Origin of the sequence: Chryseobacterium sp. 3008163, assembly GCF_003669035.1 — a bacterium.
GTDB lineage: Bacteria > Bacteroidota > Bacteroidia > Flavobacteriales > Weeksellaceae > Chryseobacterium.
On the sequence record NZ_CP033070.1, the window covers coordinates 4,533,153 to 4,558,636 of the forward strand.

Sequence of the window (25,484 nt, forward strand, 5' to 3'; positions counted from 1 at the left end):
ATGTTTTAAAATCTAATTTCTAACTTCTATTTTGAATACAATTGGCCTAAAATAATTCCGGCCGCCATAGATACATTCAAACTTTCTGTAGATTGAGATTTTCCAAATCTTGGAATTGAGATTTTTTCGTGAAGTAATTTTTCGGTTTCTTCACGCATTCCCTTTCCTTCGTTTCCTAAAATTAAATTGATTTTTTCCGGCTTTTCAAAGGTGTAGATATTTTCTCCATCCATATCTGTACCTATGTTTGTGTTTTTAGTTTCAGATAAATAGTCAACGAGATTACAGTAAACAATATTGACTCTTGTGAAAGATCCCATACTTGCCTGAATAACCTTTGGATTGTAGAAATCTACTGTGTCTTCACTACAAATGATCTGCTCGATTCCGAACCAATCTGCCAAACGAATAATTGTTCCTAAATTTCCCGGATCCTGAATTCCGTCTAAAACCAACTGGATATTTTTATCTTCTAACTTAGATTCTTCATTTAATTCACAAACTGCCACAGAATCTTTAGGATTTTGTAGGAAACTAATCTTTTTCAATTCATTTTCAGTGATTTGATGTATAATGGTTTCCTTAAAATTTAAATTTTGAGGATTTGTAGAAAATATTTCTTTAATTTTAAAGTTAGAATTGGGAAGTTCGGAAATGATTTTATTCCCTTCAACCAAAAACAAATTGTATTTTTGCCTGAACTTCTTTTTATCTAAAGACTGTAAAACTTTTATTGTATGAGCTGTAAGCATTTTAAGAATTCTCCTCAAAAATATTATAAAATTCTATCATTTGCAACTGTTGTTGGTGTCCTTTATGCTTGTAGTACCACAAAAAAGTACCTGAAGGTGAATTTTTACTGACAAAAAACAACTTTCAATTTGAAGATAAGAAAGAATTTTTTGATGAAGAACTGAAGAATTACGTTCAGCAAAAACCTAATAAGAAAGAATTGCTTTTCATGCCGCTTGGGCTTTTATTGCACAATGCTGCAAATCCTAAGTATGATACATTATTCAGTGAATATTTGACCTACCCCAGTGAAATGAGAGATCAAAAGCTAAGGGATTCACTATTCGTTAAATACAATATGCCTGAAAGCATTGGGAAAAGTTTATTGTGGGACAGAATTTTACATAACTTTGGAACGCCGCCGGTAATTCTTGATCAGACAAGAACAGACAAGAGCGCAGAGTCTATTAAAAAAGAATGACTTACCGTGGTTATTGGGATTCTGAGGTTAAATTTAAACACGAATTAGATTCAACTTCCAAAAAAGCAGCGGTAACTTACTTTTTAACGCATAACAGCCCAACCAACATTAAAGAATATTACTATAATATTCCTGATGCTGCAGTTAAAAGTCTTTATCAGCAAAACATCAACGAAACACTTATCAAGTCAAAAAAAGTACTTGATCAGACAGTTCTTGAAAAAGAGGTTGCAAGAATTAATGATATCATGCGAAGAAGCGGTTATTATAAATTTAATAATGGCAATGACGAAGTATATTTTGTAGCTGACTCATTAAAAGATAGAAAAAATGTACCGTTAACGCTTGAAATTCATAAAGATTCTGCAGATTCGCCATATAAACGTGCTACATTTGGAAATATAGATGTTGCCATCGTTGATGAGCCAAGTGATTTTGGCAGAAAAACGGTGAAAGACAGTTTGCGAAGAATCAGATTTCATAAAATGAATGATAATTACAAAACCAATTCTATCTGGAGAGCAATTATTGTTGATAATAAATCAGTTTATAATCAAAATCAACTTGATTTAACGAAAAGAAATCTTCTTGCAATGAATAATTTTAGCATTCTGAAAGCTAAAGATTCTTTAAGACAAGGTGGCGCCATAAAGCCAAATGACAGCATCATTGATGTTTTGTATTTGCTAAAACCACTTCCAAAATATGAACTTAAATTAGGTACAGATTTAAATTATTCTCAATTTTTAAATTGGGGATTATCCCCTTCAGTCGATCTTACTACGAGAAATGTGTTCCGAGGTGCAGAAAACCTTTCTACAAGCCTTTCTGGTACTTTCGGACGTGTTGTGAACCCACGGGATTTAGATAACAGGATTTGGGCTTATGAACTATCAGCTCAGGCCTCTCTAAGTTTTCCTCGTTTATTACTGCCTTTTAATTACTATAAATTGATTCCTAAAAGATATACACCAACATCATCAATTGTTTTGGGAGCATCGGTGCAGAATAATATAGGATTAGGCAGGGTTAACTTTAATACAGGTTTAAATTATTTTGCTAACGTTAATGATCAGTCATCACACAGATTGACTTTATTTAATACGCTTTTCAGTTTAACAAAAAATAAAGACAGCTATTACGATTTCTTCGTTAATGATGATGCCGTGAGAAGAGATGTCTTTGGAGATTATTTTGCATACAGCCCTACAACAGCACAACAGTTTAATTCTGGCGCATTGACAAGAGATCAAGTTTCTGAGCAAATCATTACAGATTTACCCTATATTGAAAGTCTTAGTCAGGAAAAAACTGACAAATTATTATTGCCTTTTCTTGGAACGCTAGTCAACAAAGACAGACAAACTCAGGATGTTCTTATTTCATCTTTTATTTATAATTTTATTTACAACGAAATCGGAAAAAAAGATTATCCAAACGCATTCTATTTTAATGGGAAAATGGAAGTTGCAGGTAATATCCCGAGCATATTCAATCAAAAAAGAAAAGATGATGGTGGCGTTTTGAGAAGTCCGGAACGTACAATTTTCGGAATTCCTTATGCACAGTTTGTGAAATTTGATTTTGATGTAAGAAAGTATTTTAAATTTAATGGAAACCAAACATTAGTTCTTCGCCAATTTATCGGATTAGGAATTCCGTATGGAAACTCTTCTTCTATGCCTTTTGTACGATCTTATTTTAATGGTGGTGCAAATGATATTCGTGCTTGGGTGGCTTTTGGAGGTTTAGGCCCCGGCGGTTCTCAGGTTGACGAAAGAGTGAGAACTTATTTAATGGGTAATGTGAAATTGACAACCAATTTAGAATATAGAATTCCGCTTAATGACATGTATGAAGGTGCAATTTTCACAGACATCGGAAACGTTTGGAATACAGAAAACAATGGTTTTGATGATCAGTTTAAATTTAATAAATTCATCAGAGAAATGGGTGTCGGCAGCGGAGTTGGTTTAAGAGTAAATGTAGCGTATATCACTTTAAGATTAGATTTGGCCTATAAAATTTATGACCCGAACAAACCTGATGGCGAAAGGTGGAGATTCAATCAATTTCAGCCTTTGAAACCTACACTAAATATCGCATTTGGATATCCTTTTTAATCCGCAGAAATTCCCAATACAAAATAAACTACAGCAATCACTCTGGCGAGAATCTCTCTGGATTGGTTTCTGTAGAAACTTTCGGGTTTGTTGACATCTTGCGCATCAAATCCTAGCGCATTCATGTTATTATTTCTTGCAAAAAACAATGCCCGAAGATTATGAAAACCTTGTGAAACGATAATGACGTTTTTCTTTCCGTAAATATCTTTGCAGCGTAAAATACTTTTATACGTGTTAAAACCTTCCGGATCTTCAATAATGATATCTTCCGGAACACCTTCCTGATAAATCAAATAATTTTTCATTGCAGCCGGCTCATTGTAACCTTTGCTTTTTTCACCACTCACGATGATTTTTTTTATTTTTCCGTGATGATACAGCAATGCTGCTGCATCCATTCTTTTAGTAAAATAAGGATTAGAAAGCCCCGAACGCATTCTGGGAGAAGTTCCCAAAACCAAAGCAATTTCTCTTGGCGGAATTTTTGAAATCTTATTATACGTTCTTCCGTTGGTAATCCCAAAAACCCAGACATTACAAAGACATATCAAGAGAAAAACCAATTCTATTGATAAAAAAATAAATTTAAATATGTTTCGGATGATTCTCAACTAAAGTCAAAGTTAAGCTTTATTTTCTTAGTTTTCGCAATCGACATGCAAGCTAAAATTTTACCTTGAGCCTCTTCTTTTTCGGTAAGATATTCGTTTTCTAAAAGCTCAACTTCTCCTTCTTCCAAAGTACATTCACAGCTTCCGCAAATTCCCGATTTACAGGAATAAGGAACATTGAATTTTTGAATTAAAAGTTGTTGCAGAATTTTTTCTTTATTATTTGGAAGTTCAGTCTGATAATTTTCCCCAAACATTTTAAAGTCTATCTGTACATTTTCAATCAACGGAAACTCTTTTTCTACAGGATAAATATCATCATTAAACTCTTCAAATAATTCAAAATGAATATTCTTCTTCGGAATTCCGTGATGGTAGCAGGCATTTGCCAGAGTTTTGATCATCTCCCCTTTTCCACAAATCAAAACTTCATCTACTGCATCCCAAATCGTAGATTCTTCATCGGTGTCATCTAAGTGAAGGATCTGATTGATAATCAAATTTAATTTCTTGGCATCTAATCTCCCGTAGAAAAATTGGTCAGCAGTTTTTTCCTGAGAATAAAAGTAGAAAATCTGAAGCCTATCGCCATATTTATGAGCAAGATTATCTAAAAGATCACGATAAATAAGTTCCTCAGAGCTTTTATTTCCAAGAAACAAAAAAAGTCTCGTTCTCGGCTCGTTATAAAGAATGTTTTTAAAATGACTAAGAATCGGAGTAATCCCTATTCCTGCAGCAAAACCCACAATAGTCCGGAATTCACTAGGTTTTGAAACAATGGTAAATCTACCATTGGGCTCGCTTACAAGTAACTCATCACCAGATTGATAGTTTTTATAAAGTTCTGCAGTTGCTCCGTTTTGAGAATTAATTTTAATTCCTAATGTTATTTTTTCTTCATACGGCGCCGAAGTCATCGAATAATCATTGATAACTTCTTTTCCACCAGCATTGAATTTGATACTTACAAACTGCCCCGCCTCAAACTTAAAATTCTCACTAAGATTCTCAGGAATTTCAAGCTCCAACGAAAAAGTATTTTTGGTCAGGTCTTCCTTTTTAGCTATTTTTAGGCCGTGAAACTGCGTCAGTTTTCCTTTATAGATTTGTTGTTCCATACTTCATTTCAAAAATAAATAAAAAATAATTATGAAACGGTCTGTGACGTAATTTTCTTACCAATAAAACCAGTGAGAAATACCCGTCGTATATTTCATGATAACAACAGAATATCTACTTATGAAAAAGATACTTTTATCGACACTTTTAGCTGTCACACTTTTTAGCTGTAAAAAAGAAGCTGAAAAAACGGAGGAAAATATGATTGCGAATGATTCAATTTCAAATATAGCTCCAGAACCTCTTCCTGCAAAAGCTTCTCTAAAAGCGTTGAGTCCACAGCAAACTACTGATTTCTTACAAACTAAAAATGATACTTTATATGTAACCAATTTTTTTGCAACGTGGTGCGGACCATGCGTGAGAGAAATTCCACATTTTAAAGATAAAATTACAGAATTAAAAGGCCAGCCTGTGAAAATTACATTTATCAGTATGGATACCAAAGAAGTCTGGAATACTGAAGTTCCTACTTTCGTAGATAAACAAGGCATTAGAAACAATACCATTCTTTTAGATAATAGTCTGCTTGATGAAACTTTTTTTAAGAATAATTTTAAAGAGTGGAAAGGCGATGCAATACCATTCACATACATGAGAAAAGGTGATAAAACGGATGAATATTTAGGAATGATGACTTCAGAACTATTAAATTCAAAAATTGATTCTTTTATCAAGTAATTTTTCCGGAAACAATTTTTAATGTCAAATAAATTTAAAACCCTGTGTTCAGTCTTGGTCTTCGCAATCATCTGTATGGCGATTATCAATCTGAATACAGGATTTTTAAATTTAAATCTTCATGATTTTCTCTATAATTCTGAAAATGGACAAATCGCTGAAATCAGAGCTAATCGTGTTTTGGTCATGCTTTTGGCAGGGATTTCGATTCCGACATCCGGTTTTTTGATGCAGGAATATTTCCAAAATCCACTTGCTGGGCCCGATATTTTAGGAATTACATCTGTTGCAAGTTTATCCGTCGCTTTTTACATTTTCTTTTCGCACAGCATTTTACTGCCTGAATTTTTACAGAACAGCTTTTTAAGTCTATCCGCAATTGTTGGAAGTTTGCTTTTGATGCTCGTTCTGCTGTCAATGTCGAATAAATTTCAGGACAAATCATACTTGATCATTTTCGGATTCTTGGTTTCGGCGTTTGCAGGGGCAATAGTTTCTCTTTTGCAGTTTTACGCTGAAAATCAAAGTCTGAAAAACTATATTTTGTGGTCTTTCGGAGCGAATAATATGGTTTCGAGAAATCAGATTATCGTACTGTCGATTTTAGTGGGGATTGGATTATTTTGTTGTTTTAAAACCATCAAACCTTTAATAGGAAATTCTTTAGGAAGTTCTTATGCACAAAGTTTAGGAGTTAATTTAAATCATTTAAAAATATTGATCATTGTAACTTCTTCACTCTTATCTGCTTCTATCACAGCTTTTTTAGGGCCTATTTTATTTATAGGAATTATTGTCCCTCACTTCTGCAGATTGATTTACAACCCGTCAAAACTTTGGCAGCAATGGATTTTGAATATGTTTTTGGGAATGCTCATTATGTTGATATTTTCAATTACCGCTGAAAAAACTCAGATTCCATTGAATGTAATCAGTTCTCTGTTTGGAATTCCTGTAATTTTATTGATGCTTTTGAAGCAGAATAAGGTTTAAACTAAATTGTGAAGTCATTTATTAATTTTAAATCTCTCGCAGATATTCGAGAATATTTTTTTTAATTTAAATGATTAAAAATAATCCTCTCTGTTTGTCATTCCGGAGGAAACTAAGCTAAATTTGTAGAGATGCTTTCAGCTTGACAAACATTAATATTTAAATCAAAAAGAAAAATCTGTGAACATTTGCAGAAATTAAAGCTCAGACATGCACCTACAAATGAAACAAGCCAACATAGGCTACGACAAAACTTTAATTTCAAATGCCAATGCATCTTTGAATTTAGGTGACGTCTGCCTTTTGATAGGAAATAATGGTGTTGGAAAAACAACTTTAATTAAATCAATTCTTCATCAAAACTCTTTATTAGGAGGAGAAATTTTAATTGATAATAAAAATGTAAAAGAACTTTCGGTAAAAGAGATTGCAGAGAATATTGCAGTCGTGTTTTCTAAATCTGTCATTCCACAAAATCATACAGTTGAAGATCTTATTTCGCTCGGAAAATATATTTATTATCCTTTCTATTTTGAATTGAAACAAGAAGACAGAGAGGAAGTTAAGGAGATTATTCACGAATTAGATTTAACTCAATATAAAAATACGCTTCTCAGAAACCTTTCAGACGGAAACCTTCAGAAAGCATTTATAGGAAGAGCTTTGACACAAAATTCCCCGATAATTATTCTTGATGAACCAACCACTCATCTGGATGAAAAGAATAAATTAATCATCCTTAAAACGCTTCGAAAATTAGCCAAACAGCAAAAAAAACTCATTTTGTTTTCCTCTCACGATTGGAGACTGGCAAAGGAATTTGCTGATAAAATGTGGTATATTAAAGATAATCATTTATACTCAGGAATTGTGGAAGATGTTTTGCTGCAGCATGATGAACTCACAAATGTGTCACTGTTTCAGGTAAACGAAAATTTTGTAGCACCTTCCATAGAATCTCCGCAGATTCAGAAAGAAATGTTGTATTCTTTACTTCAAAAAAATTTCCAAAAAGATTTGTCATCTTTCGATTTTAGCTATAACGAATCAGTTTGGGAGATTTCATTTGCTAATAAACAGTACCAATGTGAATCTTTCGAAGAAATAGTTAAATTAATCTCAAAGCTTCATTAAATCAGCATTTTAATTATTTATATCACATACTATGCATGCATAGTATTATGCTAATCATACATTTTAATCTACTGAAAATCAGTATATTAATTAATTTTAACATTTGAAAATACTATGCATGCATAATATTTGCTACATTTGATAAAACCGATTAGCAAAAAAATATGATGGATAATAATAAAGAAAAAACAGAAAATGTTGACCTCATTCTAAAGCAGACTTGGTTAGCAGTTTCGAAAATGTACACCGAGCTTGCACAAGAACACGATTCTACTGCAGTTCAGGCTCTTACCTTATTGAAAATTGATCCGAAAGAAGGTACAAGAAGCACCAATTTGGGACCCAAAATGGCAATTGAACCCACTTCTCTCACAAGAATCATCAAACTCCTTGAGGATAACGGATATATTTATAAAGAAAAAACTACTACCGATAAGCGTGAAGTAATCATTAAGCTTACTGATAAAGGTTTAAGTTCAAGAAATATGTCTAAAGAAGTCGTTGTGAATTTCAACAAAAAAGTGATGGAAAAAATTGCTCCTGAAAAGTTGGAAACTTTCAAAGAAGTCATGACAGAAATTATGAAAATAGCTTCTGATTTAAACAACAGAAAATAACTTTCTCCTTTTGAGGAAAATTTATAAAGATTTATAATAAAACCCAAAAGGTTAAACTAAGCGATAATAACTAAAATAAAATATTAATGAAAAGACGAATCAAACATGTTACGGTTTTAGGTTCAGGAATTATGGGAAGCGGTATCGCTGCACACTTTGCCAACATCGGAGTGCAGGTTTCACTTCTTGACATTGTTCCGTTTGAGTTGAATGAAGCCGAGCAGAAAAAAGGTTTGACCAAAGAAGACAAGGCAGTTCGTAATAGAATTGCTTCCGAAAACTTTGAAAAACTTAAAAAAGCCAGCCCTGCACTACTCTATTCTCCGAAATTTGCGGAGCGTATTAAAGTAGGAAACTTTGATGATGATTTAAAGAAAATAAAAGATACCGACTGGATTATAGAAGTTGTTGTTGAAAAACTAGACATTAAAAAGTCAGTTTACGAGAAAATCGAGCAATTTAGAAAACCGGGAACTTTAGTTTCTTCAAATACTTCCGGAATTCCAATTAATATGTTGGTTGAAGGAAGAAGTGACGATTTCAAAAAATATTTTGCAGGAACGCACTTTTTTAATCCGGTAAGATATCTTCCACTTTTAGAAGTTATACCTACAACAGATACTGATCCGGAAATTGCAGATTTCTACATGTCTTATGGAGCCAAATTCTTAGGCAAAACAACCGTTTTAGCAAAAGACACTCCTGCGTTTATCGCTAACAGAATCGGAGTTTTCTCGATGATGGATTTGCTTCACAATGTTCAGAAATTAGGTTTAAATGTTTCTGATGTTGATAAATTAACAGGTCCGATTATTGGTCGTCCAAAATCTGCAACGTTCAGAACAGCCGATGTTGTTGGCTTGGATACTTTGGTAATGGTTGCAAACGGTGTTCGTAACAGCGGTGCTGAGGCGAATGATTTTAACAATGTTTTTGCTCTTCCTGACTATATTCAGAAAATGGTAGATAACAAATGGTTGGGATCAAAAACCGAGCAAGGTTTCTACAAAAAAGTAAAAGGTACAGACGGTAAATCTGAAATTCACGGATTGAATCTTGATACTTTAGAATACGAACTTCAAGGAAAATCTTCTTTCCCGACTTTAGAATTAACTAAAAATATAGATAAGCCAATTGACAGATTCAAAGTCTTGATTGGTGGAAAAGATAAAGCTGGAGAACTTTACAGAAAATCTTTGGGAGCATTATTCGCTTATGTTTCTCATAAAGTTCCGGAAATTTCTGATGAAGTTTACAAAATCGATGATGCAATGAGAGCTGGTTTCGGTTGGGAAAACGGACCATTCGAAATTTGGGACGCTGTTGGAGTTCAAAAAGGAATTGAATTGGCTACAGAAGCTGGCTACGAAGTTTCAGACTGGGTTAAGAATGTAGAATCTTTCTATAAAGTAAATGAAGATGGACAAAGTATTTTCGTTGATAAAAATTCAGGTGAATACAACAAAATTCCGGGACAAGATGCTTTCATCATTTTAGATAATATCAGAAAAAATAAAACACTTTGGAGTAATTCAGGAGCTTCTATTGAAGATTTAGGCGACGGAATTATCAACTTTGAAATTCGTTCTAAAATGAATTCTCTTGGAGGCGAAGTTTTAGATGGATTAAACAGAGCGATTGATTTAGCCGAAAAAGAATATGACGGTTTAGTTATTGGAAATCAAGGTGCAAATTTCTCTGTTGGAGCAAATTTAGCGATGATTCTAATGATGGCTATTGAGCAAGATTGGGATGATTTGAATATGGCAATCGCTTATTTCCAGAAATCGATGATGAGAGTTCGTTATTCTTCAATTCCTGTAGTAGTTGCTCCTCACGGAATGACTCTTGGTGGTGGATGTGAAATGACCATGCATGCAGACAGAGTGGTTGCAGCAGCAGAAACTTACATCGGACTAGTTGAAACCGGAGTTGGTGTAATTCCCGGCGGTGGCGGAACGAAAGAATTTGCTTTAAGAACTTCAAGAGAGTTCCACAGTGATGATGTGAAAAATAACAGACTTCGTGAGGCTTTCATGAATATAGCAATGGGTAAAGTTGCCACTTCTGCTTATGAAGCTTATGATATGGGAATTCTTGAAAAAGGAAAAGACATTGTAGTTGTAGACAAAAAACGTCAGATTGCCGAAGCTAAAAAAGTTGCAAAACTAATGGCTGAACAAGGCTACACTCAACCCATCGAGCAAACCGTAAAAGTTCTTGGAAAAGATGCTCTAGGTATGTTCTACGTAGGAACCGATCAGATGTTAACCGGAAAATATATTTCTGAACACGATAAAAAGATTGCAGATAAATTAGCTAACGTTTTGGTAGGTGGAAATCTTTCAGAACCAACAGTTGTGACCGAACAATACTTATTGAACCTTGAAAGAGAAACTTTCCTTCAGCTTTGTGGTGAAAGAAAAACTTTGGAGAGAATTCAGTTTATGTTACAGAAAGGAAAACCGTTGAGAAATTAATAACTATAAATATTTTAACACGAAGTTTGTCATTCCACAGGAATCTAAGCTTAGATGCTTTTAGCATGGCAAAATGTATGTTTAAATTAAAATAAATAAAAAAATGTCAAGACAAGCATATATAATCAAGGGATTTCGTACAGCAGTCGGAAAAGCTCCAAAAGGCTCACTCCGCTTCACGCGTCCCGACGTAATGGCAGCAATAGTAATCGAAAAACTGATGGCAGCTGTTCCGCAATTAGACAAAGACAGAGTTGACGATTTAATCGTTGGAAATGCAATGCCGGAAGCTGAACAAGGCTTAAATGTGGCACGTTTAATTTCTTTGATGGGATTAAATACCGACAAAGTTCCGGGAGTCACTGTGAATAGATATTGCGCATCAGGAAGTGAGGCGATTGCTATTGCTTCGGCAAAAATTCAGGCAGGAATGGCTGATTGTATTATCGCAGGTGGTACAGAATCAATGTCTTATATTCCGATGGGTGGTTACAAACCCGTTCCGGAAACTGAAATCGCAAAAACCAATCCTGATTATTATTGGGGAATGGGTTATACTGCGGAAGAAGTAGCAAAACAATTTAATATTTCCCGTGAAGAACAAGATCAGTTTGCGTTCGAATCTCACCAAAAAGCTTTAAAAGCAAATCAGGAAGGTAAATTTGCGAATCAAATCATACCAATTCCTGTTGAGTATAATTTCTTGGATGAAAATCAGAAAATGCAGACTAAAAAGTTTGATTTTTCTGTAGACGAAGGCCCAAGATTAGACACATCTTTGGAAGGTTTAGCTAAATTAAAGCCCGTTTTTGCAAACGGAGGAAGTGTGACAGCAGGAAATTCTTCTCAAATGAGTGACGGTGCAGCTTTCGTTATCGTGATGTCTGAAGAAATGGTAAAAGAATTAGGATTGGAGCCAGAAGCAAGATTAGTTGCGTACGCTGCGGCCGGACTTGAGCCAAGAATCATGGGAATGGGACCAATTTATGCCATTCCAAAAGCACTAAAGCAAGCTGGTTTAGAATTAAAAGATATTGAATTGATTGAATTAAATGAAGCATTTGCTTCTCAATCGGTTGCAATTAAAAAAGAATTAGGTTTAAATCCTGATATTTTAAATGTCAATGGTGGTGCCATCGCTCTTGGTCACCCGCTTGGTTGTACAGGAACGAAATTAACCGTTCAACTCCTTGACGAAATGAGAAAACGTGGAAATAAATACGGAATGGTTTCTATGTGTGTGGGAACTGGGCAGGGTGCTGCTTCAATCTTTGAATTATTATAACTAAAAAAACTACAAAATATAATGACTACAATTAATAAAACACTGAAAGGAGGTGAGTTTTTAATTAAAGAAATTGCTGCAAACGAAATCTTCACTTTAGAAGAACTTTCAGAAGAACAAAAAATGCTTCGTGATTCTGCGAAAGAATTTATCGACAGAGAAGTAATTCCGCATCATGATCGTTTTGAGAAAAAAGATTATGCATTGACTGAAGAAACAATGCGCAAATTAGGCGAAATGGGACTTCTTGGAATCACCGTTCCTGAAGAATATGGAGGTCTTGGGATGGGATTCGTAAGTACGATGTTGGCTTGCGATTACGTTTCAGGAGGAAATGGCTCATTAGCAACAGCTTACGGAGCACATACCGGAATTGGAACATTACCCACTCTTCTTTACGGAAGTGAAGAATTGAAAAAGAAATATCTTCCGGATCTAGCTACAGGAACAAAATTCGGTGCTTATTGCTTGACTGAGCCGGATGCTGGTTCAGACGCAAATTCAGGGAAAACAAGAGCAAAATTGTCAGAGGATGGAAAGCATTATATCATCAACGGACAAAAAATGTGGATTTCAAACGCAGGTTTTGCAGATACTTTCACATTATTCGCAAAAATTGATGATGATAAAAACATTACAGGTTTTGTGATCAACCGTTCAGAATTGGAAGATCCAAACAGCCTAACTTTTGGTGAAGAAGAGCACAAATTAGGTATCCGTTCGTCTTCTACCCGTCAGGTATTCTTCAATGACATGAAAATTCCTGTTGAAAATATGCTGGGTGAAAGAAACAATGGTTTTAAAATCGCTTTGAATGCATTGAATGTTGGTAGAATCAAATTAGCTGCTGCCAATCTTGACGGACAAAGAAGAATCTTGAACCATTCGATTCAATATTCGAATGAAAGAAAACAATTTGGGGTTTCTATTTCAACTTTTGGAGCCATCAGAAAGAAATTGGCAGAAATGGCAACCGGAGTTTTCGTGAGTGAAGCTGGTTCTTACCGTTTAGCAAAAAATGTTGAAGATAAGATTGAAGAATTGGTTTCTGGAGGAATGAATCATCAACAAGCTGAATTGAAAGGTGTTGAAGAGTTCGCAGTAGAAGCTTCTATTCTTAAAGTTTTCGTATCAGATCTTACTCAGGTTACTGCCGATGAAGGAATTCAGATTTATGGTGGAATGGGATTCTCAGAAGACACTCCAATGGAAGCTGCATGGAGAGATGCAAGAATTGGAAGGATCTATGAAGGAACCAACGAAATCAATCGTCTTTTGGCCGTAGGAATGCTGATTAAAAAAGCAATGAAAGGTGAATTGGATTTACTTTCTCCTGCAATGGCAATTTCTAAAGAATTGATGGGAATTCCTTCATTTGAAGTTCCTGATTATTCTGAATTGATGAGCGAGGAAAAAGCAATTTTGGCAAATCTTAAAAAGTATTTTTAATGGTTTCAGGAGCTGCCCTTCAAAAATACATGATGGATATTGAGAAGCAACAGCATTTATTATTAAATGCTTCTGAAATTCTTAACCAAATCTACATGGCAGAATCTGCAGTGCTAAGAGCTGAAAAACATTTCTCTGCTGATTCTGTAGAAGTTGCAATGGCTCAGTTGAATCTTTACAAAGCAATCGAAAAAATAATCTCAGCTGCCAAAGAAGGAATTGTTTCTTTCGCAGAAGGCGACGAACAAAGAATGATGCTTTCAGGTTTAAGAAGATTTACAAAATATACCAACCACCCGAATGTTGTAGGACTAACTGAAAAAGTGGCTGCACATTTTATTGGGAAGGGACATTATTAGAATATTGAATAAAATATTATTTTGAACGCTTCATTTTATGGAGCGTTTTTTATTTAATAAAACGTAAGGTCTAATTCATTAAAATGTACATTATCAAATCCAACAGTTTTCTTTAGCTTGCAAATTCTTAATTCAAAAATTTCCTGAATGCAAAACCTTCTAAAACTTCTAGCTCTTTTTATCTTTGCAAACTTTTATTCTCAGCAACAATTTGTCTTTTTTGGTTCTTATAATTGGGAAAAAGATTCGGAAGGAATTTATGTTTATCAATTAGATAATGAAACAGGAAAACTTACAAAAACTACTTCAATAAAAGGTGTTGTAAACCCATCTTACATTACAATTTCTGAAGACGGAAAATATATTTATGCATCTTCGGAGAGCAAAATTGAAAATGGAGGAACGGTCAGCTCTTTTCGTTTTGATAAAGAAGAAAAAACTTTGAAATTTATGAACAGTCAGGAAAGTGGTGGCGAAAATCCGGTTTATGTAAGCGTTCATAAAATAGAAAATGGCTGGTGAATGGAAATTACACCGATGCAAGCGTTTCAGTTTATCCGCTTTTGGAAGATGGAAAAATAGATTCTTTAGCACAAATTTTAAAGTTTTCTGAAGGAAGTATAAATCCTGATAGACAAGCAAAAGCACATATTCATTCTGCTGTTTTTTCACCAGATTTTAATTCACTATTTTTCACCGATTTAGGCGCTGACAAAATCAGAATATATCCTTTTGAAAATACTGATTTAAAACCTTTAAATATAGAACAAGGCAGTTTCATAAAGACGAAACCTGGAACTGGGCCAAGGCATTTGATTTTTAGTAAAAATGGAAAAACAGCATATTGCATTGAAGAAATGGCAGGTGAAATTTCTGTATATGATTTTACAGAAAACATGCTTAAAGAAATTCAAAAAAAACCTACACATCCTGCAAAAATTAAGGATGGATTTGAAAGTTCAGATCTTCATATTTCTCCCGATGGAAAATTCTTGTATGCTACTAACAGAGGAAAAGAAAATAATATTGTCATTTTTAAAATTCAATCAAATGGAACTTTAGAAACTGTTGGTTATCAAAAAACACACGGAAAACATCCCAGAACTTTCACTATAGATGAGACTGGCAGATTTGTTATTGTCGCCAATACAGGAAGTAATAAAGTAGTCGTTTTTAAAAGAAATTTAGAAACCGGGGTACTTAAAAAAGTAGGAAAATCTGTGAAAATTAAAAATGTTTCTTGTGTGAAAACGAAAATTTATTAATTTGAGAATTACTGATTCAGATCTGCTTTCTCTCGATATTCCATATAAATATTTTGAAATTTGCTTAGATTTTCTGCTCCGGATTTTATAATTTTTCCGTTTTTATAAATGTTGTAATTATTCTTTTCATTGATATTTTTGTTTTTAAAATCCATAAAAATACCGTCTTTTATTTTGCCTGAAGCATCTGTTTTCAAAAAGCTAAAACCTGAGGAGCAAATTTCTCAGCATACCTGCCATAGAAAATTTTTAAGAGTGCATCTTCTTCGCTGAAAAAATCTCCGATATTTTCAAAGATAGCATCTAAATTATCTAAATCCGGACGAACTCTGAGCCCGTGAAAAAGCTTAAAAGTTTTGTCGGGAAAATCATCGCCGAAAATTTTATCGTTAGAAATATAGGTATTGCTGAAAACCATATTATCTGAAATTAAGCTAGAAATAACCGAGCTCTTCGGTAGATTTTCTATGTCAAAATCTATATTTTCAACAATGACGGCTGGCTGTTGTTTATAGAACAAAGTTCTGATTTGTTTCTTATTTTTTAATACAATCGTTATGACAGAATTTTTATCGGCTACATTGGTAATGCGAATTTCATCATTTGATTTTGAAAAAAGTAAGGCATTCCCATAATTTACAGCTGCCATTGTAACGATGATACTATCTAGTTTTCCGTTCTTATATTTTTTGTAGGTACTTCCGCTCTCAATGTTTTTCTCAGTAGAAGTTGATGAATTTTCGTTTTGCCCGAAAACCATTGTTGAGCATACTAAAAATGTAAAAAGGCTGAAAAAATATTTCATAAGATCAATTTAAATGTTGAAGATAAGCATTAAAGGGTATTTGTTATCATTAGCTGTAACGTAAATGAAAATTTTATTAAAATATTTGCGTAGTTAAATAACTACATTTATATTTGTAGTCAAATAGCTACATAAAAGAATGTACATTTTAATTAAATCTAAAAGCAAAGCGTATGAATCTTAGAAGAGATGTTTTTCAGGCAATTGCAGATCCTACGAGAAGATCAATCCTTCTTTTGGTGGCAACTCAATCGATGACAGCGGGTGCGATTGCTTCTAATTTTGATACGGCAAGACCAACAGTTTCAAAGCATTTACAAATCCTTACCGAATGTGAATTGCTAAAAAAAGAACAAAACGGAAGGGAAATCTTGTATCACCTTAATCCTAATAAAATGAAACAAATTTCAGATTTTATTGAGCCTTTCAGCAAAATGTGGGATGACCGTTTCAACACATTAGAATCTGTAATGAAAAACTATAAAAAAAACAAATAAAATGGAATTAAAAACAAAAATCACAGCCGAAGACGATAAGCAAGAATTGATTATCACCAGAGTTTTTGATCTTCCTTTAGATCTGCTTTTCAAAGCCTACGAAGAACCTGAGATCGTAGAGCAATGGATGGGGACAAAAGTACAAAAGTTAGAAAACGAACCGCATGGAAGCTGGCGTTTTGAAACTTCTCACAACGGACAAGTTGTATTTTCTGCTAACGGTGTCATTCTTGAATTTGTTCCGAACCAAAAAATTACAAGAACTTTTGAGATGGAAAATAGCTCTTTTCCTGTTCAGCTGGAGTTTTTTGAATTTGAAAAAATAAATGAAGAATCAAGTAAACTCACGATGCAGATCATCTTCAAATCTGTAGAATTCCGCAATCAGCTTTTGAAAATGCCATTTGCGCAAGGTTTAGGTATGGCTCATGACCGCCTTCAAGAAGTAGTTTTAAATTTAAAAAAATAAATCAATTATGAAACGAAATGCAGTAATATATTGGGTAACAACTATTTTCCTTTCTATCGGAATGTTGGCAGGTGGCATACAACAAGCTTTTCAAATTGGCGGTTATAATGAAATTGTCACTAAATTGGGTTATCCGTTATATCTTTTAACGATTTTAGGTGTATGGAAAATTTTAGGAGTAATTGTCATTTTGCTTCCAAAACTACCATTGGTAAAAGAATGGGCTTATGCAGGATTTTTCTTTGCAATGTCGGGAGCAGCAATTTCTCATTTGCTTGTTGAGCAACCATTTACAGAAGCTCTTCCTTCAATGATACTGTTGATGGTAACGGTTCTTTCATGGATTTTCAGACCTGCTGACAGAAAATTAACTTCTATAAATTCTTAAAAATTATGCAAACCGAAGCTGAACTTTTTTTTGAAAAAGCTAAAAAATGGAATGAAGAATTTTATCTTTTAAGAGAAATTCTCCTTGAAAACAAACTGCTTGAAGAAGATTATAAATGGATGCATCCCTGCTACACTTTTCAGGGAAAAAATGTAGTGTTGATTCATGGGTTTAAAGAATATTGTGCATTACTTTTTCACAAAGGGGTTTTGTTGAAAGATCCTGAAAACATCCTGATCCAACAGACTGAAAACGTACAATCTGCCCGACAGCTACGCTTTACAAATATTTCTGAGATTAAAGAATTAAAATCTTTGATTAAATCTTATGTGAAAGAAGCTGTCGAAATTGAAAAATCAGATGAAAAAGTAGCTATGAAATCTGCTAAAGATTATGCAGTTCCCGAAGAGTTTCAGAAGGTTTTAGACAATAACAATGAAGCGAATAAAGCTTTTTATGCTTTGACACCGGGACGGCAAAAAGGATATTTATTTTACTTTTCACAAGCCAAACAAGCAAAAACAAGAGAAGCAAGAATCGAAAATATTACCAAAAAATTCTGGACGGAAAAGGAATTGATGATTGAAAATTAGTTTAAACCTTTTAGTCTCTAGTGCTCATTTCCTGTTACTTTCAGGTCATTCAGATCAATCTGTAATTCAGCTTTTCTGATTTCTGAATCTTCGAATTCTTTGTGTTTTCTCATTTTAAATAATTCCTTTCTCTGAAGTGCATAAATTTCCAAAAGCAAGTGATGGTACTGCTCTACTTCCTCTTTTTTGTGTCGCGGCATTCTACAGAATCAAAACTTTTCTGATTGTTTGAAATTTCGTTTTCGAGGCTGTTTTTGTAATATTCAATCAGATCATTTTGAAAAATTTTAGTCTGATAATTTCATTGATATAATTTAAACCTAATTCATCCAAACGAATCTGGATTTTTTTCTCTGCTGATCTTCAGGAATTTTGGCATCAATTTCATTAATATTGATCCATTTAATGATTAATGGAAGCGTTAATCCTTGGAAAACCAAAGTAATAAAATGACCACAAATGTGATGAAATAATCATGTGTCTTTCCGGGAACAATGTTCCTTTATCATCTAAATAGATGGGAATTGATAAAGCCGTCGCCAAAGAAACCACACCTCGCATTCCCGCATAACTAGTAATCAATGGGCCTTTCCATCCGGGACTTGGCTCATTTTTTCTGATACTTTTAAACAAAAACCTTGGAATATGAGCAGCCGGATAGACCCACAAGAATCGTAAAGCAATCACAATCAAACTTATAATGATTCCATATTTTAAACCTTTAAAAACCAAATGACTTCCTAATCCTTGTACGATTTCAGGAAGTTCTAATCCGATTAAAATGAAACCAAAGCATTCATTACAAAAATCATTGTCGTCCAAACTCCAAGCATATTTAATCTTGTGCTTCCTGTTTTGAAAAGCTCGTGCGAGCGCCACGAAATAAATAATCCTCCAGAAACAACCGCCATCACTCCGGAAAAATGAAATTGCTCAGCCGCCAAAAAAGAATGTAAGGAGTCATTACTGTCAATGCTGCATCAATAGCAGGATTCGTGGGTAAAAGCGGTGAATTGCATACATAACATTCCCACCAATTATTCCTACCACTACTCCATTCCTGCAACAAGAAAGAACTGTCCCGTTGCCTGTTGCATAGAAAATGTTCCTGTAAGAACCGCAGCTAGAGCGAAACGGAAGACAATCAAAGAAGCAGCATCATTCACTAAACTTTCACCTTCCAAAATGGTCAATAATCTTTTTGGAATTTTTAAACCTTTCATTACGGTTGCAGCTGCTACAGCATCGGGTGGAGAAACGATTCCGCCTAATAAAAATCCGAGTGCCAAGGTAAATCCGGGAATCATGGATGATGAAATATACGCAACAACCAGAGACGTGAAAAACACGAGCCCGAAAGCCAAAAGTGTAATCGGTCTTTTCCATTTCCAAAATCTGTCCATGAAGTATACCATGCTGCCTCATACAAAAGTGGCGGCAGAAAAAGAAGGAAAATAATATCCGGATCAAGCTTCAGAACAGGAATTCCCGGAATAAAACTAATCGCTAAACCTGCAATCACTAAAAATATAGGATAAGCAACTTTTAATTTTTTTGCCAGCAAAACGAGCATCATTACTGCAAAAAGAAGAAAAAGAATAAGAAGTAAATTATGGTGCATAAATCTTTAAATTTTGATTAATCAAAGTATTTCAGATGAATTGACGGTTGACCACTTTAATAGAAATAGTAATGGAAGCAATACGGTTTCATCATTTATTCGCAAACTAATTATTCTTTATTTTACAGCAAATAATTTTCATATTATAAATTCATTTGAAATTAAAATATTTTTATAATTTTAAATCAAACAAATTTTTATGAAAATTATTTTCGGTTTATTCTTATTGGTTTCAGGCATATTTTCTGCCCAGACCACTCTTGAGCCATTAAGAAGAGACAGTTTGGATCTTCACAAATTCAATTCACCAATTATTACTGAAACTGAACCAACTTCTATCGACAGCACTTTGGTAAAATTGTATAAAATGCCTGTTGCTAAACCAGAAAATCCTGAAATTTATTCAAGTTTGAAAGCTACGGTAAAAAGCAATACCCAATTTAAATTCTTAATTCATTAGATTCTTTTAAAACTAAAAAACTGGCAACAAAGTAATTTTTGAAACCAATTGATTGTTGATAACATATTCTAAAATTATGAGAAAAAGATAGAATTTATAAAGGCTGTTTTATATTTTTGTACTCTATTTTTACAAGATGACAAAAGAAGAACTGCTACATAAAGCCATAAAAATTGCTGATAAAGCACATAAGGTCAGAAAGACAAATACCACGCTCCGTACATCGCCCACGTAATGCGTGTGATGGAATACGGAAAAACGATGGATGAGAAAATTGTAGGAGTTTTACATGACGTTGTAGAAGATAATCCTGAAGATTTCAGCCTTGCCTATTTAAGAGATGAAGGTTTTCCGGAGTATATTCTTTACGCAATCAGCTGTCTTACGAAATATGATGACGATGAAATCTATGATGACTTGTAAAAAGAACTGAAAGATCTCCTTTGGCTGTTGCTGTAAAGTTAAATGACCTTCGTGATAATATGGATTTGCGCCGAGTAAACCGCGAATTGACATCAAAAGACATTCACAGATTCAACAAATATCTAAAGCTTACCGTTATCTTTCTGAAAATATTAATCTGCTCCCGGGAAATGATATGTTTTTGTTTCTTCGCTTTTTGTTCCGTCGATGTTGATGTTTAGGGCTAAATAAATGAAGTGAACGTTTTATTTCCTTTTGCCTCAAATTCTCTCTGCCATAAGTAACCACTCAGAAAACCGAAATTTTCATCAACCTGATAACCCAAACCACCATATACTCTATTTCTTGCAAATGCAGGTTTCATGGGTGTTACAATAAAATCTCATCATAACATTAGCGAATAAAGTTCCCGGTGCAATTTTTTTCGCATTCAAAGGAACTGAGATATTCAAACGGTAACGGTAACGCATTCTTTCAGATCTTTTGTCAGTCTGCGGCTCATAAAACCATGATTTTCCGCACGAAATCTGTTTTCAAACTTACAACTCCTTTTTAATATCAATTACATCCTGCAACCAAACACGAAATTCTTCTTTATTAATTGCATGATCTTTATAGGTTGCATATCGACCTAAGCCGACAAACGGTTTATGATTTTTGGTCAAATTATATCCTAAACCTCCTTTTATTTCGTAATAATCAGGATAAGTGTATTCTTCGATCCCTCTTGATTGTCCTTCTGCATACAAGAAAAATTTTGGATGAAATTTATACGTTATAGTCAATGCATTAAATGAAGAAATATGTTCCTGAGCATTAAAAAAGCTCATCATCAAAACAAAACCAAGACTTGTAATAAGTTTCATCCAAAAATTTTTGCAAAAGTAAATGATTTAACATGCCGTAATGTTAAGTTTACTTAATATAATATTGTAAGTGAAACCAAGGTGAAACCATCTTTGAGGCATCGGTACGCCAAAAGTTTCAGTATACTTAGAATCTGTGATATTATTAACGAGAATATAACATGAAAAGTTTTTCTCAGTAAAAGTCGTTTTCTGATCTAAGGTATTATAACTTCCTAAATTTACCCTTTCGGTATATCTGTAAGCAATTCAGTTGTGATTTTTTTACGAATCTTAAATTGAAGTTTTGATATGAATTGATGTTTTAGATTATCAAGAACATATCTGGAAAAACTATCATTGAATTCTTTAAATTTATTATCTAAATAAGTATAACCCACAGTATATTTCATCCAATCAAAAACCTGATGACTCAATTCAGCTTCGATACCTTTAATTTCTGTATCACCGACATTCTTTGCATACCAGATAGGATCTTGTAAAGAGTTTTTTACCCAATCGATAGCATCTGATGAGCCTCTGTAGAAACCACTTACTTTTCCTAAGATATTTTTGTTCTGATATTGATACCCAATTTCTGCATAAACTGCACTTTCAGGTAGCAAGTTTTCATTTCCTTGTTCTGTTTTGCTGGTATAATATAGGTCTGTGAAAGTTGGTACACGATGTACTTTTGAGATATTTCCGTATATTTTTGTTGCTCTCGTAAAAAGAATATCCAACATCTAATCCAGGATAAAAGAAGTTTCCTTCGTTAGAATAATTAGCCCAGGAAATTCCCGGTGTAATGTTCAGTTTTTTATCTAATAACGAAAAATGATGTTCAAAGAAAACCTGAGAAAAAATCGTTCTCTGTGGCCTAAATTATTACTAGCCAAAAACTCTTTTCTCAACTCAACGCCCAAACCGGTGGTTCCCAAATTTGAAGTATAGCTTGAATTTACTTCTCCACCCACATTGTTTCCGATGTGCATATTTCTGTAAATCTCAGGCTTTTCTCTGTTGAAAAGATACATATCCTGCCTCTTCTCCAATATACATTCGAGTTTAATTTAAACTTACCAAAGCTTTGCTGATGAGACAAACTTACGATAGAAGCCTGAAGTTCTTCGTATTGTTCAGTAGCATTGGGTGAAGAATAAAAACCGTTTGCCCCGAATTTTTTCTCTGAAATACCGGCTTGTAATCTTATACTTCCGTCTTTTATTTTTAATTGATTCTGATAGAAAACATTCTTCATTTCAAAATCTGTATTGTGTCTGTAGCCTTGCGAAGAATTTGAATTTGCCTGCAATAAATTTGAAAACTTATCATTTCCAAAATTAGCATTCAAACCAAGTCCATATGTTTCGTAATCGCCACCTTCAGCTCTTATTTTCACTCTTTTTCCTGGGTTGGCTTTCGTGATGATATTGATGGCTCCAGCATAAGCATTCTGCCCGAAACGTCTTGCTGCAGGACCTTTGATGATTTCAATTCTTTCAACATCTTCCAAATCTACCGGAACGTTCATCGAGTTGTGACCGGTCTGAGAATCATTCATTCTGATTCCGTTGAGAAGCAAAGAACCTGCTCAAACGAACTTCCTCGAAATCCGATGTCACTCTGTACTCCGTTAGCTCCTCTCCTTCTGATATCCATTCCGGGGATCTGCTGCAGGATTTCGTCGATGCTGGTTGCCGGGGAATTTAAAATATCTGCTTTCGTAATAACAGAAATATTTGATTGGCATTTTTATATGGAGTTGAAATGAATTTTCCCTGAATTTCTATTGAATCAATTTCGGTTGTTTTTTCCTGAGCGTTGATACTGTATATCCCGGCCAGGAAAAAAACTGCGAGTAGTTGTTTGTTCATTTTTACTTTTAGTTTATTTTGCAGCCTTCAAAATTAGGAGACTTTATCTAAGTAACAAATGATAGATATCATGAAAAAAGATGCGCAATGCATCTTTAAAGGGAATTTTAAAAAGTAAATTATCTTTTTCTCATTAAATGTGTATACAAATGTCTGAAAAATTCTCTCATTTTAACACTAATTAATGGTGCAATTTTACAATAAAAATATATATCAAACAATAGTAAAGTGTTATTAATTCTAAAAATGTCATATTGAGAGAATATCATTTTATAAGATGTTTTTGAAGCAAAAATTTAAATTTTCATCATGAAATATCCTTATTTTACAGTTGATTTATTTTAATTAAATCCGTCAAAATTTCGTATTTTTGTTGGTCTTAATTTTACTATGGCTCCAATTACAGAAATAGATATAAAAAAACAGGTTTTCGTTAAAAATGCACACCTTAACAACCTGAAACACATCGATGTATTAATTCCGAAAAATAAATTAATCGTCATCACAGGGGTTTCCGGAAGCGGAAAATCTTCTTTGGCTTTTGACACGATTTATGCTGAGGGACAAAGACGTTATGTGGAAAGTTTGAGTTCTTACGCCCGTCAGTTTTTAGGGAAGTTAGAAAAACCTAAAGTTGATGACATCAAAGGTTTAGCACCTTCGATTGCGATTCAGCAGAAAGTGATTTCTTCAAATCCGCGTTCTACGGTAGGAACTTCTACAGAAATTTACGATTATATGAAGCTTCTTTTTGCAAGAATTGGTAGAACTTTTTCTCCTGTTTCCGGCGATGAAGTGAAAAAAGATTCGGTTTCTGATGTGATTGATTACATAAAATCAGCAAAAAGTGATACCGCATTTCTCTTAACCGCTCCGTTGGAATATGATATTGAAAATTTCACTGAAAATTTAAATATTTTAAAGCTTGCAGGTTTCACAAGATTGGAAGTAAACGGAAATGTTGCCGGAATTGAAGATTTGGAAAGCTTCGGGTTTGCGCCTGAAAAAGGAATGGTGATCAATTTGGTCATCGACCGTTTTTCATATGAAGATGATGAAAGCTTTCTTCAGCGTTTGGCAGATTCCATCCAAATGGCTTTTTACGAAGGTCGTGGATATTGTTCATTAAAGAACATTGAAACAGCGGAAAGTAAAGAGTTCTCTAACAAATTTGAGCTTGACGGATTGGAATTCCTTGAACCAAACGTTCATTTTTTCAGTTTTAATAATCCTTATGGTGCTTGTCCGACCTGTGAAGGTTACGGTAAAGTAATTGGTATTGATGAAGATTTAGTCATTCCAAATAAAGCTTTGTCTGTTTTTGAAGATGCTATCGCTTCATGGAAAGGTGAAACGATGAGCGAATGGAAGAAAGATTTCATTAAAAAGGCGAAAGACTTCCTATTCATAAGCCTTATCATCAATTAACCAAAGAGCAGAAAATTACCTTTGGAAAGGTGACGGAAGCAAAACGTTTCCTTCTCTGAATAATTTCTTCGCAATGCTTGAAGAAAATTTATATAAAATTCAATACCGTGTCATGTTATCCCGTTACCGTGGAAAAACGCTTTGTCCAACTTGTGAAGGTTTGCGTTTGCGTGAGGAAACGACCTGGGTGAAAATTGACGGACACAATATTCAGTCAATGATTGAGCTTCCTTTAGATGAGTTGTCGCCGATGATCAACAGTTTGAAATTATCTCAGCACGATAAAGATATTGCTAAGAGATTATTATACGAAATCACTACCCGATTGGAGTTTTTACTGAAAGTCGGTTTAGGATATTTGTCGATTAACAGAACATCAAATACACTTTCCGGTGGGGAAAGTCAGAGAATTAACCTTGCTACAAGTTTGGGAAGTTCTTTGGTAGGTTCTATTTATATTTTAGATGAGCCCTCAATCGGCTTACACTCTCGTGATACTGAAAATCTGATTGGAGTTTTAAAAATCTTCGAGATTTAGGAAATACCGTAATCGTTGTAGAGCATGATGAAGATGTGATGAGAGCCGCAGATTACATCATCGATATTGGTCCGGAAGCAGGATATTTGGGTGGTGAGTTGGTTTTCGCAGGAGATTATAAAGAATTGAAAGATGCAGATACGCTGACTTCAAAATATCTTACAGGAAGATTAGAAATAAAAGTTCCGGAGAAACGCAGAAAAAC

The 25,484-nt window shown here is 34.0% G+C and carries 27 protein-coding genes and 5 pseudogenes; 17 read left to right on the forward strand and 15 right to left on the reverse strand.

What is annotated here, in order from left to right; translation table 11 throughout:
• Positions 1-26 precede the first annotated feature (26 nt).
• The gene (locus EAG08_RS21100; RefSeq protein WP_129537168.1) at positions 27-752 is read right to left on the reverse strand and encodes a TrmH family RNA methyltransferase; all 726 of its coding nucleotides are present in this window, start codon (positions 750-752) and stop codon (positions 27-29) included.
• Between EAG08_RS21100 and EAG08_RS21105 the strand changes: the two are divergent.
• Positions 738-3,336 (forward strand): annotated as a pseudogene (locus EAG08_RS21105) (BamA/TamA family outer membrane protein). The gene EAG08_RS21100 and the pseudogene EAG08_RS21105 overlap by 15 nt on opposite strands.
• Here the strand turns inward: EAG08_RS21105 and EAG08_RS21110 are convergent.
• A complete protein-coding gene (locus EAG08_RS21110; RefSeq protein ID WP_410493282.1) occupies positions 3,333-3,890 on the reverse strand; it encodes a vancomycin high temperature exclusion protein in 558 nt (185 codons plus the stop codon). The pseudogene EAG08_RS21105 and the gene EAG08_RS21110 sit on opposite strands and share 4 nt — an antisense overlap.
• 56 nt (positions 3,891-3,946) lie before the next feature.
• A complete protein-coding gene (locus tag EAG08_RS21115) occupies positions 3,947-5,071 on the reverse strand; it encodes a flavin reductase family protein (RefSeq protein WP_129537170.1) in 1,125 nt (374 codons plus the stop codon).
• A gap of 121 nt (positions 5,072-5,192) precedes the next feature.
• Between EAG08_RS21115 and EAG08_RS21120 the strand changes: the two genes are divergently transcribed.
• The 9 genes and pseudogenes from EAG08_RS21120 to EAG08_RS21155 all read left to right on the forward strand — a co-directional run bounded on the left by EAG08_RS21120 (position 5,193) and on the right by EAG08_RS21155 (position 15,335).
• Positions 5,193-5,753: a TlpA family protein disulfide reductase gene (locus EAG08_RS21120; protein ID WP_129537171.1), complete on the forward strand. Its 561-nt coding sequence runs from the start codon at positions 5,193-5,195 to the stop codon at positions 5,751-5,753.
• 21 nt (positions 5,754-5,774) lie between these two features.
• The gene (locus EAG08_RS21125) at positions 5,775-6,746 is read left to right on the forward strand and encodes a FecCD family ABC transporter permease (RefSeq protein ID WP_129537172.1); all 972 of its coding nucleotides are present in this window, start codon (positions 5,775-5,777) and stop codon (positions 6,744-6,746) included.
• A gap of 222 nt (positions 6,747-6,968) precedes the next feature.
• The gene (locus tag EAG08_RS21130) at positions 6,969-7,880 is read left to right on the forward strand and encodes an ABC transporter ATP-binding protein (RefSeq protein WP_228446675.1); all 912 of its coding nucleotides are present in this window, start codon (positions 6,969-6,971) and stop codon (positions 7,878-7,880) included.
• 167 nt (positions 7,881-8,047) lie between these two features.
• The gene (locus EAG08_RS21135; protein WP_129537312.1) at positions 8,048-8,497 is read left to right on the forward strand and encodes a MarR family winged helix-turn-helix transcriptional regulator; all 450 of its coding nucleotides are present in this window, start codon (positions 8,048-8,050) and stop codon (positions 8,495-8,497) included.
• An 86-nt stretch (positions 8,498-8,583) separates the two neighbouring features.
• The gene (locus EAG08_RS21140) at positions 8,584-10,977 is read left to right on the forward strand and encodes a 3-hydroxyacyl-CoA dehydrogenase/enoyl-CoA hydratase family protein (RefSeq protein ID WP_129537174.1); all 2,394 of its coding nucleotides are present in this window, start codon (positions 8,584-8,586) and stop codon (positions 10,975-10,977) included.
• Positions 10,978-11,080: 103 nt separating this feature from the next.
• Positions 11,081-12,262, forward strand: coding sequence for a thiolase family protein (locus tag EAG08_RS21145; protein ID WP_129533683.1), 1,182 nt, complete (start codon positions 11,081-11,083; stop codon positions 12,260-12,262).
• A gap of 21 nt (positions 12,263-12,283) precedes the next feature.
• Positions 12,284-14,070 (forward strand): annotated as a pseudogene (locus EAG08_RS21150) (acyl-CoA dehydrogenase family protein).
• Between the two features lie 147 nt (positions 14,071-14,217).
• Entirely contained in the window at positions 14,218-14,592 is a 375-nt protein-coding gene (locus EAG08_RS22815) for a lactonase family protein (RefSeq protein ID WP_262696768.1), read from the forward strand.
• Positions 14,589-15,335, forward strand: a complete 747-nt coding sequence (locus EAG08_RS21155; RefSeq protein ID WP_262696769.1) for a lactonase family protein — start codon at positions 14,589-14,591, stop codon at positions 15,333-15,335. Before EAG08_RS22815 ends, EAG08_RS21155 begins: the two co-directional genes overlap by 4 nt.
• Positions 15,336-15,343: 8 nt before the next feature.
• Here EAG08_RS21155 and EAG08_RS21160 read toward each other — a convergent pair whose 3' ends face one another.
• Positions 15,344-15,532 (reverse strand): hypothetical protein, encoded by a 189-nt coding sequence (locus EAG08_RS21160; protein WP_129537175.1) that lies wholly within the window; start codon positions 15,530-15,532, stop codon positions 15,344-15,346.
• Entirely contained in the window at positions 15,529-16,140 is a 612-nt protein-coding gene (locus tag EAG08_RS21165) for a hypothetical protein (RefSeq protein ID WP_129537176.1), read from the reverse strand. The genes EAG08_RS21160 and EAG08_RS21165 overlap by 4 nt, the downstream gene beginning before the upstream one ends.
• 173 nt (positions 16,141-16,313) lie before the next feature.
• Between EAG08_RS21165 and EAG08_RS21170 the strand changes: the two genes are divergently transcribed.
• Genes EAG08_RS21170 through EAG08_RS21185 form a run of 4 tightly spaced genes read left to right on the forward strand, consistent with a single transcriptional unit; the run spans position 16,314 to position 18,087 of the window.
• Positions 16,314-16,637: an ArsR/SmtB family transcription factor gene (locus tag EAG08_RS21170; RefSeq protein ID WP_129533686.1), complete on the forward strand. Its 324-nt coding sequence runs from the start codon at positions 16,314-16,316 to the stop codon at positions 16,635-16,637.
• 1 nt (position 16,638) lies between these two features.
• On the forward strand, positions 16,639-17,106 hold the full coding sequence (locus tag EAG08_RS21175; RefSeq protein WP_129537177.1) for an SRPBCC domain-containing protein: 468 nt from the start codon (positions 16,639-16,641) through the stop codon (positions 17,104-17,106).
• A gap of 7 nt (positions 17,107-17,113) precedes the next feature.
• A complete protein-coding gene (locus tag EAG08_RS21180; RefSeq protein ID WP_317126294.1) occupies positions 17,114-17,494 on the forward strand; it encodes a DoxX family protein in 381 nt (126 codons plus the stop codon).
• Between the two features lie 5 nt (positions 17,495-17,499).
• Positions 17,500-18,087 (forward strand): YdeI/OmpD-associated family protein, encoded by a 588-nt coding sequence (locus tag EAG08_RS21185; RefSeq protein ID WP_129537179.1) that lies wholly within the window; start codon positions 17,500-17,502, stop codon positions 18,085-18,087.
• Positions 18,088-18,104: 17 nt separating this feature from the next.
• Here the strand turns inward: EAG08_RS21185 and EAG08_RS22460 are convergent, their stop codons facing one another.
• The 4 genes and pseudogenes from EAG08_RS22460 to EAG08_RS23215 all read right to left on the reverse strand — a co-directional run bounded on the left by EAG08_RS22460 (position 18,105) and on the right by EAG08_RS23215 (position 19,708).
• Positions 18,105-18,287 (reverse strand): hypothetical protein, encoded by a 183-nt coding sequence (locus EAG08_RS22460; protein WP_228446676.1) that lies wholly within the window; start codon positions 18,285-18,287, stop codon positions 18,105-18,107.
• A gap of 202 nt (positions 18,288-18,489) precedes the next feature.
• Positions 18,490-18,909, reverse strand: coding sequence for a hypothetical protein (locus EAG08_RS22465; protein WP_228446677.1), 420 nt, complete (start codon positions 18,907-18,909; stop codon positions 18,490-18,492).
• Positions 18,864-19,031, reverse strand: a complete 168-nt coding sequence (locus EAG08_RS22470; RefSeq protein ID WP_228446678.1) for a hypothetical protein — start codon at positions 19,029-19,031, stop codon at positions 18,864-18,866. Before EAG08_RS22470 ends, EAG08_RS22465 begins: the two co-directional genes overlap by 46 nt.
• A 105-nt stretch (positions 19,032-19,136) precedes the next feature.
• Positions 19,137-19,708 (reverse strand): annotated as a pseudogene (locus EAG08_RS23215) (cation:proton antiporter).
• Between the two features lie 199 nt (positions 19,709-19,907).
• On the opposite strand from EAG08_RS23215, the gene EAG08_RS21195 reads away from it, so the two are divergent.
• Complete coding sequence (locus tag EAG08_RS21195) at positions 19,908-20,168, forward strand: hypothetical protein (protein ID WP_129537180.1); 261 nt, start codon at positions 19,908-19,910, stop codon at positions 20,166-20,168.
• A gap of 136 nt (positions 20,169-20,304) precedes the next feature.
• Positions 20,305-20,805: pseudogene (locus EAG08_RS21200) on the forward strand (phosphohydrolase).
• A 9-nt stretch (positions 20,806-20,814) separates the two neighbouring features.
• Here the strand turns inward: EAG08_RS21200 and EAG08_RS22480 are convergent.
• The 6 genes from EAG08_RS22480 to EAG08_RS22500 form a co-directional block, all read right to left on the reverse strand.
• Positions 20,815-20,955: a DUF2490 domain-containing protein gene (locus EAG08_RS22480; RefSeq protein ID WP_228446679.1), complete on the reverse strand. Its 141-nt coding sequence runs from the start codon at positions 20,953-20,955 to the stop codon at positions 20,815-20,817.
• A gap of 175 nt (positions 20,956-21,130) precedes the next feature.
• The gene (locus EAG08_RS22485; RefSeq protein ID WP_228446680.1) at positions 21,131-21,457 is read right to left on the reverse strand and encodes a DUF2490 domain-containing protein; all 327 of its coding nucleotides are present in this window, start codon (positions 21,455-21,457) and stop codon (positions 21,131-21,133) included.
• A gap of 221 nt (positions 21,458-21,678) precedes the next feature.
• Entirely contained in the window at positions 21,679-22,182 is a 504-nt protein-coding gene (locus EAG08_RS22490; protein ID WP_228446681.1) for a TonB-dependent receptor, read from the reverse strand.
• Positions 22,183-22,397: 215 nt separating this feature from the next.
• Complete coding sequence (locus EAG08_RS22495; RefSeq protein ID WP_262696772.1) at positions 22,398-23,000, reverse strand: TonB-dependent receptor; 603 nt, start codon at positions 22,998-23,000, stop codon at positions 22,398-22,400.
• Complete coding sequence (locus EAG08_RS22830; RefSeq protein ID WP_317126337.1) at positions 22,997-23,176, reverse strand: TonB-dependent receptor; 180 nt, start codon at positions 23,174-23,176, stop codon at positions 22,997-22,999. The genes EAG08_RS22495 and EAG08_RS22830 overlap by 4 nt, the downstream gene beginning before the upstream one ends.
• Positions 23,146-23,313 carry a hypothetical protein gene (locus tag EAG08_RS22500; protein WP_228446682.1) on the reverse strand — a complete coding sequence of 56 codons (168 nt, stop codon included), beginning with the start codon at positions 23,311-23,313 and terminating at the stop codon, positions 23,146-23,148. Before EAG08_RS22500 ends, EAG08_RS22830 begins: the two co-directional genes overlap by 31 nt.
• 390 nt (positions 23,314-23,703) lie before the next feature.
• Between EAG08_RS22500 and EAG08_RS21545 the strand changes: the two are divergent.
• Positions 23,704-25,380: pseudogene (locus tag EAG08_RS21545) on the forward strand (excinuclease ABC subunit A); the annotation flags it as partial.
• Positions 25,381-25,484: the final 104 nt, after the last annotated feature.

What these genes read in the sequence shown, in the direction of transcription:
- EAG08_RS21100 (WP_129537168.1), bottom strand. Translation starts at nt 752, where the DNA reads ATGCTTACAGCTCATACAATAAAAGTTTTACAGTCTTTAGATAAAAAG.
- EAG08_RS21115 (WP_129537170.1), bottom strand. Translation starts at nt 5,071, where the DNA reads ATGGAACAACAAATCTATAAAGGAAAACTGACGCAGTTTCACGGCCTA.
- EAG08_RS21120 (WP_129537171.1), top strand. Translation starts at nt 5,193, where the DNA reads ATGAAAAAGATACTTTTATCGACACTTTTAGCTGTCACACTTTTTAGC.
- EAG08_RS21125 (WP_129537172.1), top strand. Translation starts at nt 5,775, where the DNA reads ATGTCAAATAAATTTAAAACCCTGTGTTCAGTCTTGGTCTTCGCAATC.
- EAG08_RS21130 (WP_228446675.1), top strand. Translation starts at nt 6,969, where the DNA reads ATGAAACAAGCCAACATAGGCTACGACAAAACTTTAATTTCAAATGCC.
- EAG08_RS21135 (WP_129537312.1), top strand. Translation starts at nt 8,048, where the DNA reads ATGGATAATAATAAAGAAAAAACAGAAAATGTTGACCTCATTCTAAAG.
- EAG08_RS21140 (WP_129537174.1), top strand. Translation starts at nt 8,584, where the DNA reads ATGAAAAGACGAATCAAACATGTTACGGTTTTAGGTTCAGGAATTATG.
- EAG08_RS21145 (WP_129533683.1), top strand. Translation starts at nt 11,081, where the DNA reads ATGTCAAGACAAGCATATATAATCAAGGGATTTCGTACAGCAGTCGGA.
- EAG08_RS22815 (WP_262696768.1), top strand. Translation starts at nt 14,218, where the DNA reads ATGCAAAACCTTCTAAAACTTCTAGCTCTTTTTATCTTTGCAAACTTT.
- EAG08_RS21165 (WP_129537176.1), bottom strand. Translation starts at nt 16,140, where the DNA reads ATGAAATATTTTTTCAGCCTTTTTACATTTTTAGTATGCTCAACAATG.
- EAG08_RS21170 (WP_129533686.1), top strand. Translation starts at nt 16,314, where the DNA reads ATGAATCTTAGAAGAGATGTTTTTCAGGCAATTGCAGATCCTACGAGA.
- EAG08_RS21175 (WP_129537177.1), top strand. Translation starts at nt 16,639, where the DNA reads ATGGAATTAAAAACAAAAATCACAGCCGAAGACGATAAGCAAGAATTG.
- EAG08_RS21180 (WP_317126294.1), top strand. Translation starts at nt 17,114, where the DNA reads ATGAAACGAAATGCAGTAATATATTGGGTAACAACTATTTTCCTTTCT.
- EAG08_RS21185 (WP_129537179.1), top strand. Translation starts at nt 17,500, where the DNA reads ATGCAAACCGAAGCTGAACTTTTTTTTGAAAAAGCTAAAAAATGGAAT.
- EAG08_RS22460 (WP_228446676.1), bottom strand. Translation starts at nt 18,287, where the DNA reads ATGCCGCGACACAAAAAAGAGGAAGTAGAGCAGTACCATCACTTGCTT.
- EAG08_RS21195 (WP_129537180.1), top strand. Translation starts at nt 19,908, where the DNA reads ATGAAAATTATTTTCGGTTTATTCTTATTGGTTTCAGGCATATTTTCT.
- EAG08_RS22480 (WP_228446679.1), bottom strand. Translation starts at nt 20,955, where the DNA reads ATGAAACCTGCATTTGCAAGAAATAGAGTATATGGTGGTTTGGGTTAT.
- EAG08_RS22485 (WP_228446680.1), bottom strand. Translation starts at nt 21,457, where the DNA reads ATGAAACTTATTACAAGTCTTGGTTTTGTTTTGATGATGAGCTTTTTT.
- EAG08_RS22490 (WP_228446681.1), bottom strand. Translation starts at nt 22,182, where the DNA reads ATGTTGGATATTCTTTTTACGAGAGCAACAAAAATATACGGAAATATC.
- EAG08_RS22495 (WP_262696772.1), bottom strand. Translation starts at nt 23,000, where the DNA reads ATGAATGATTCTCAGACCGGTCACAACTCGATGAACGTTCCGGTAGAT.
- EAG08_RS22500 (WP_228446682.1), bottom strand. Translation starts at nt 23,313, where the DNA reads ATGAACAAACAACTACTCGCAGTTTTTTTCCTGGCCGGGATATACAGT.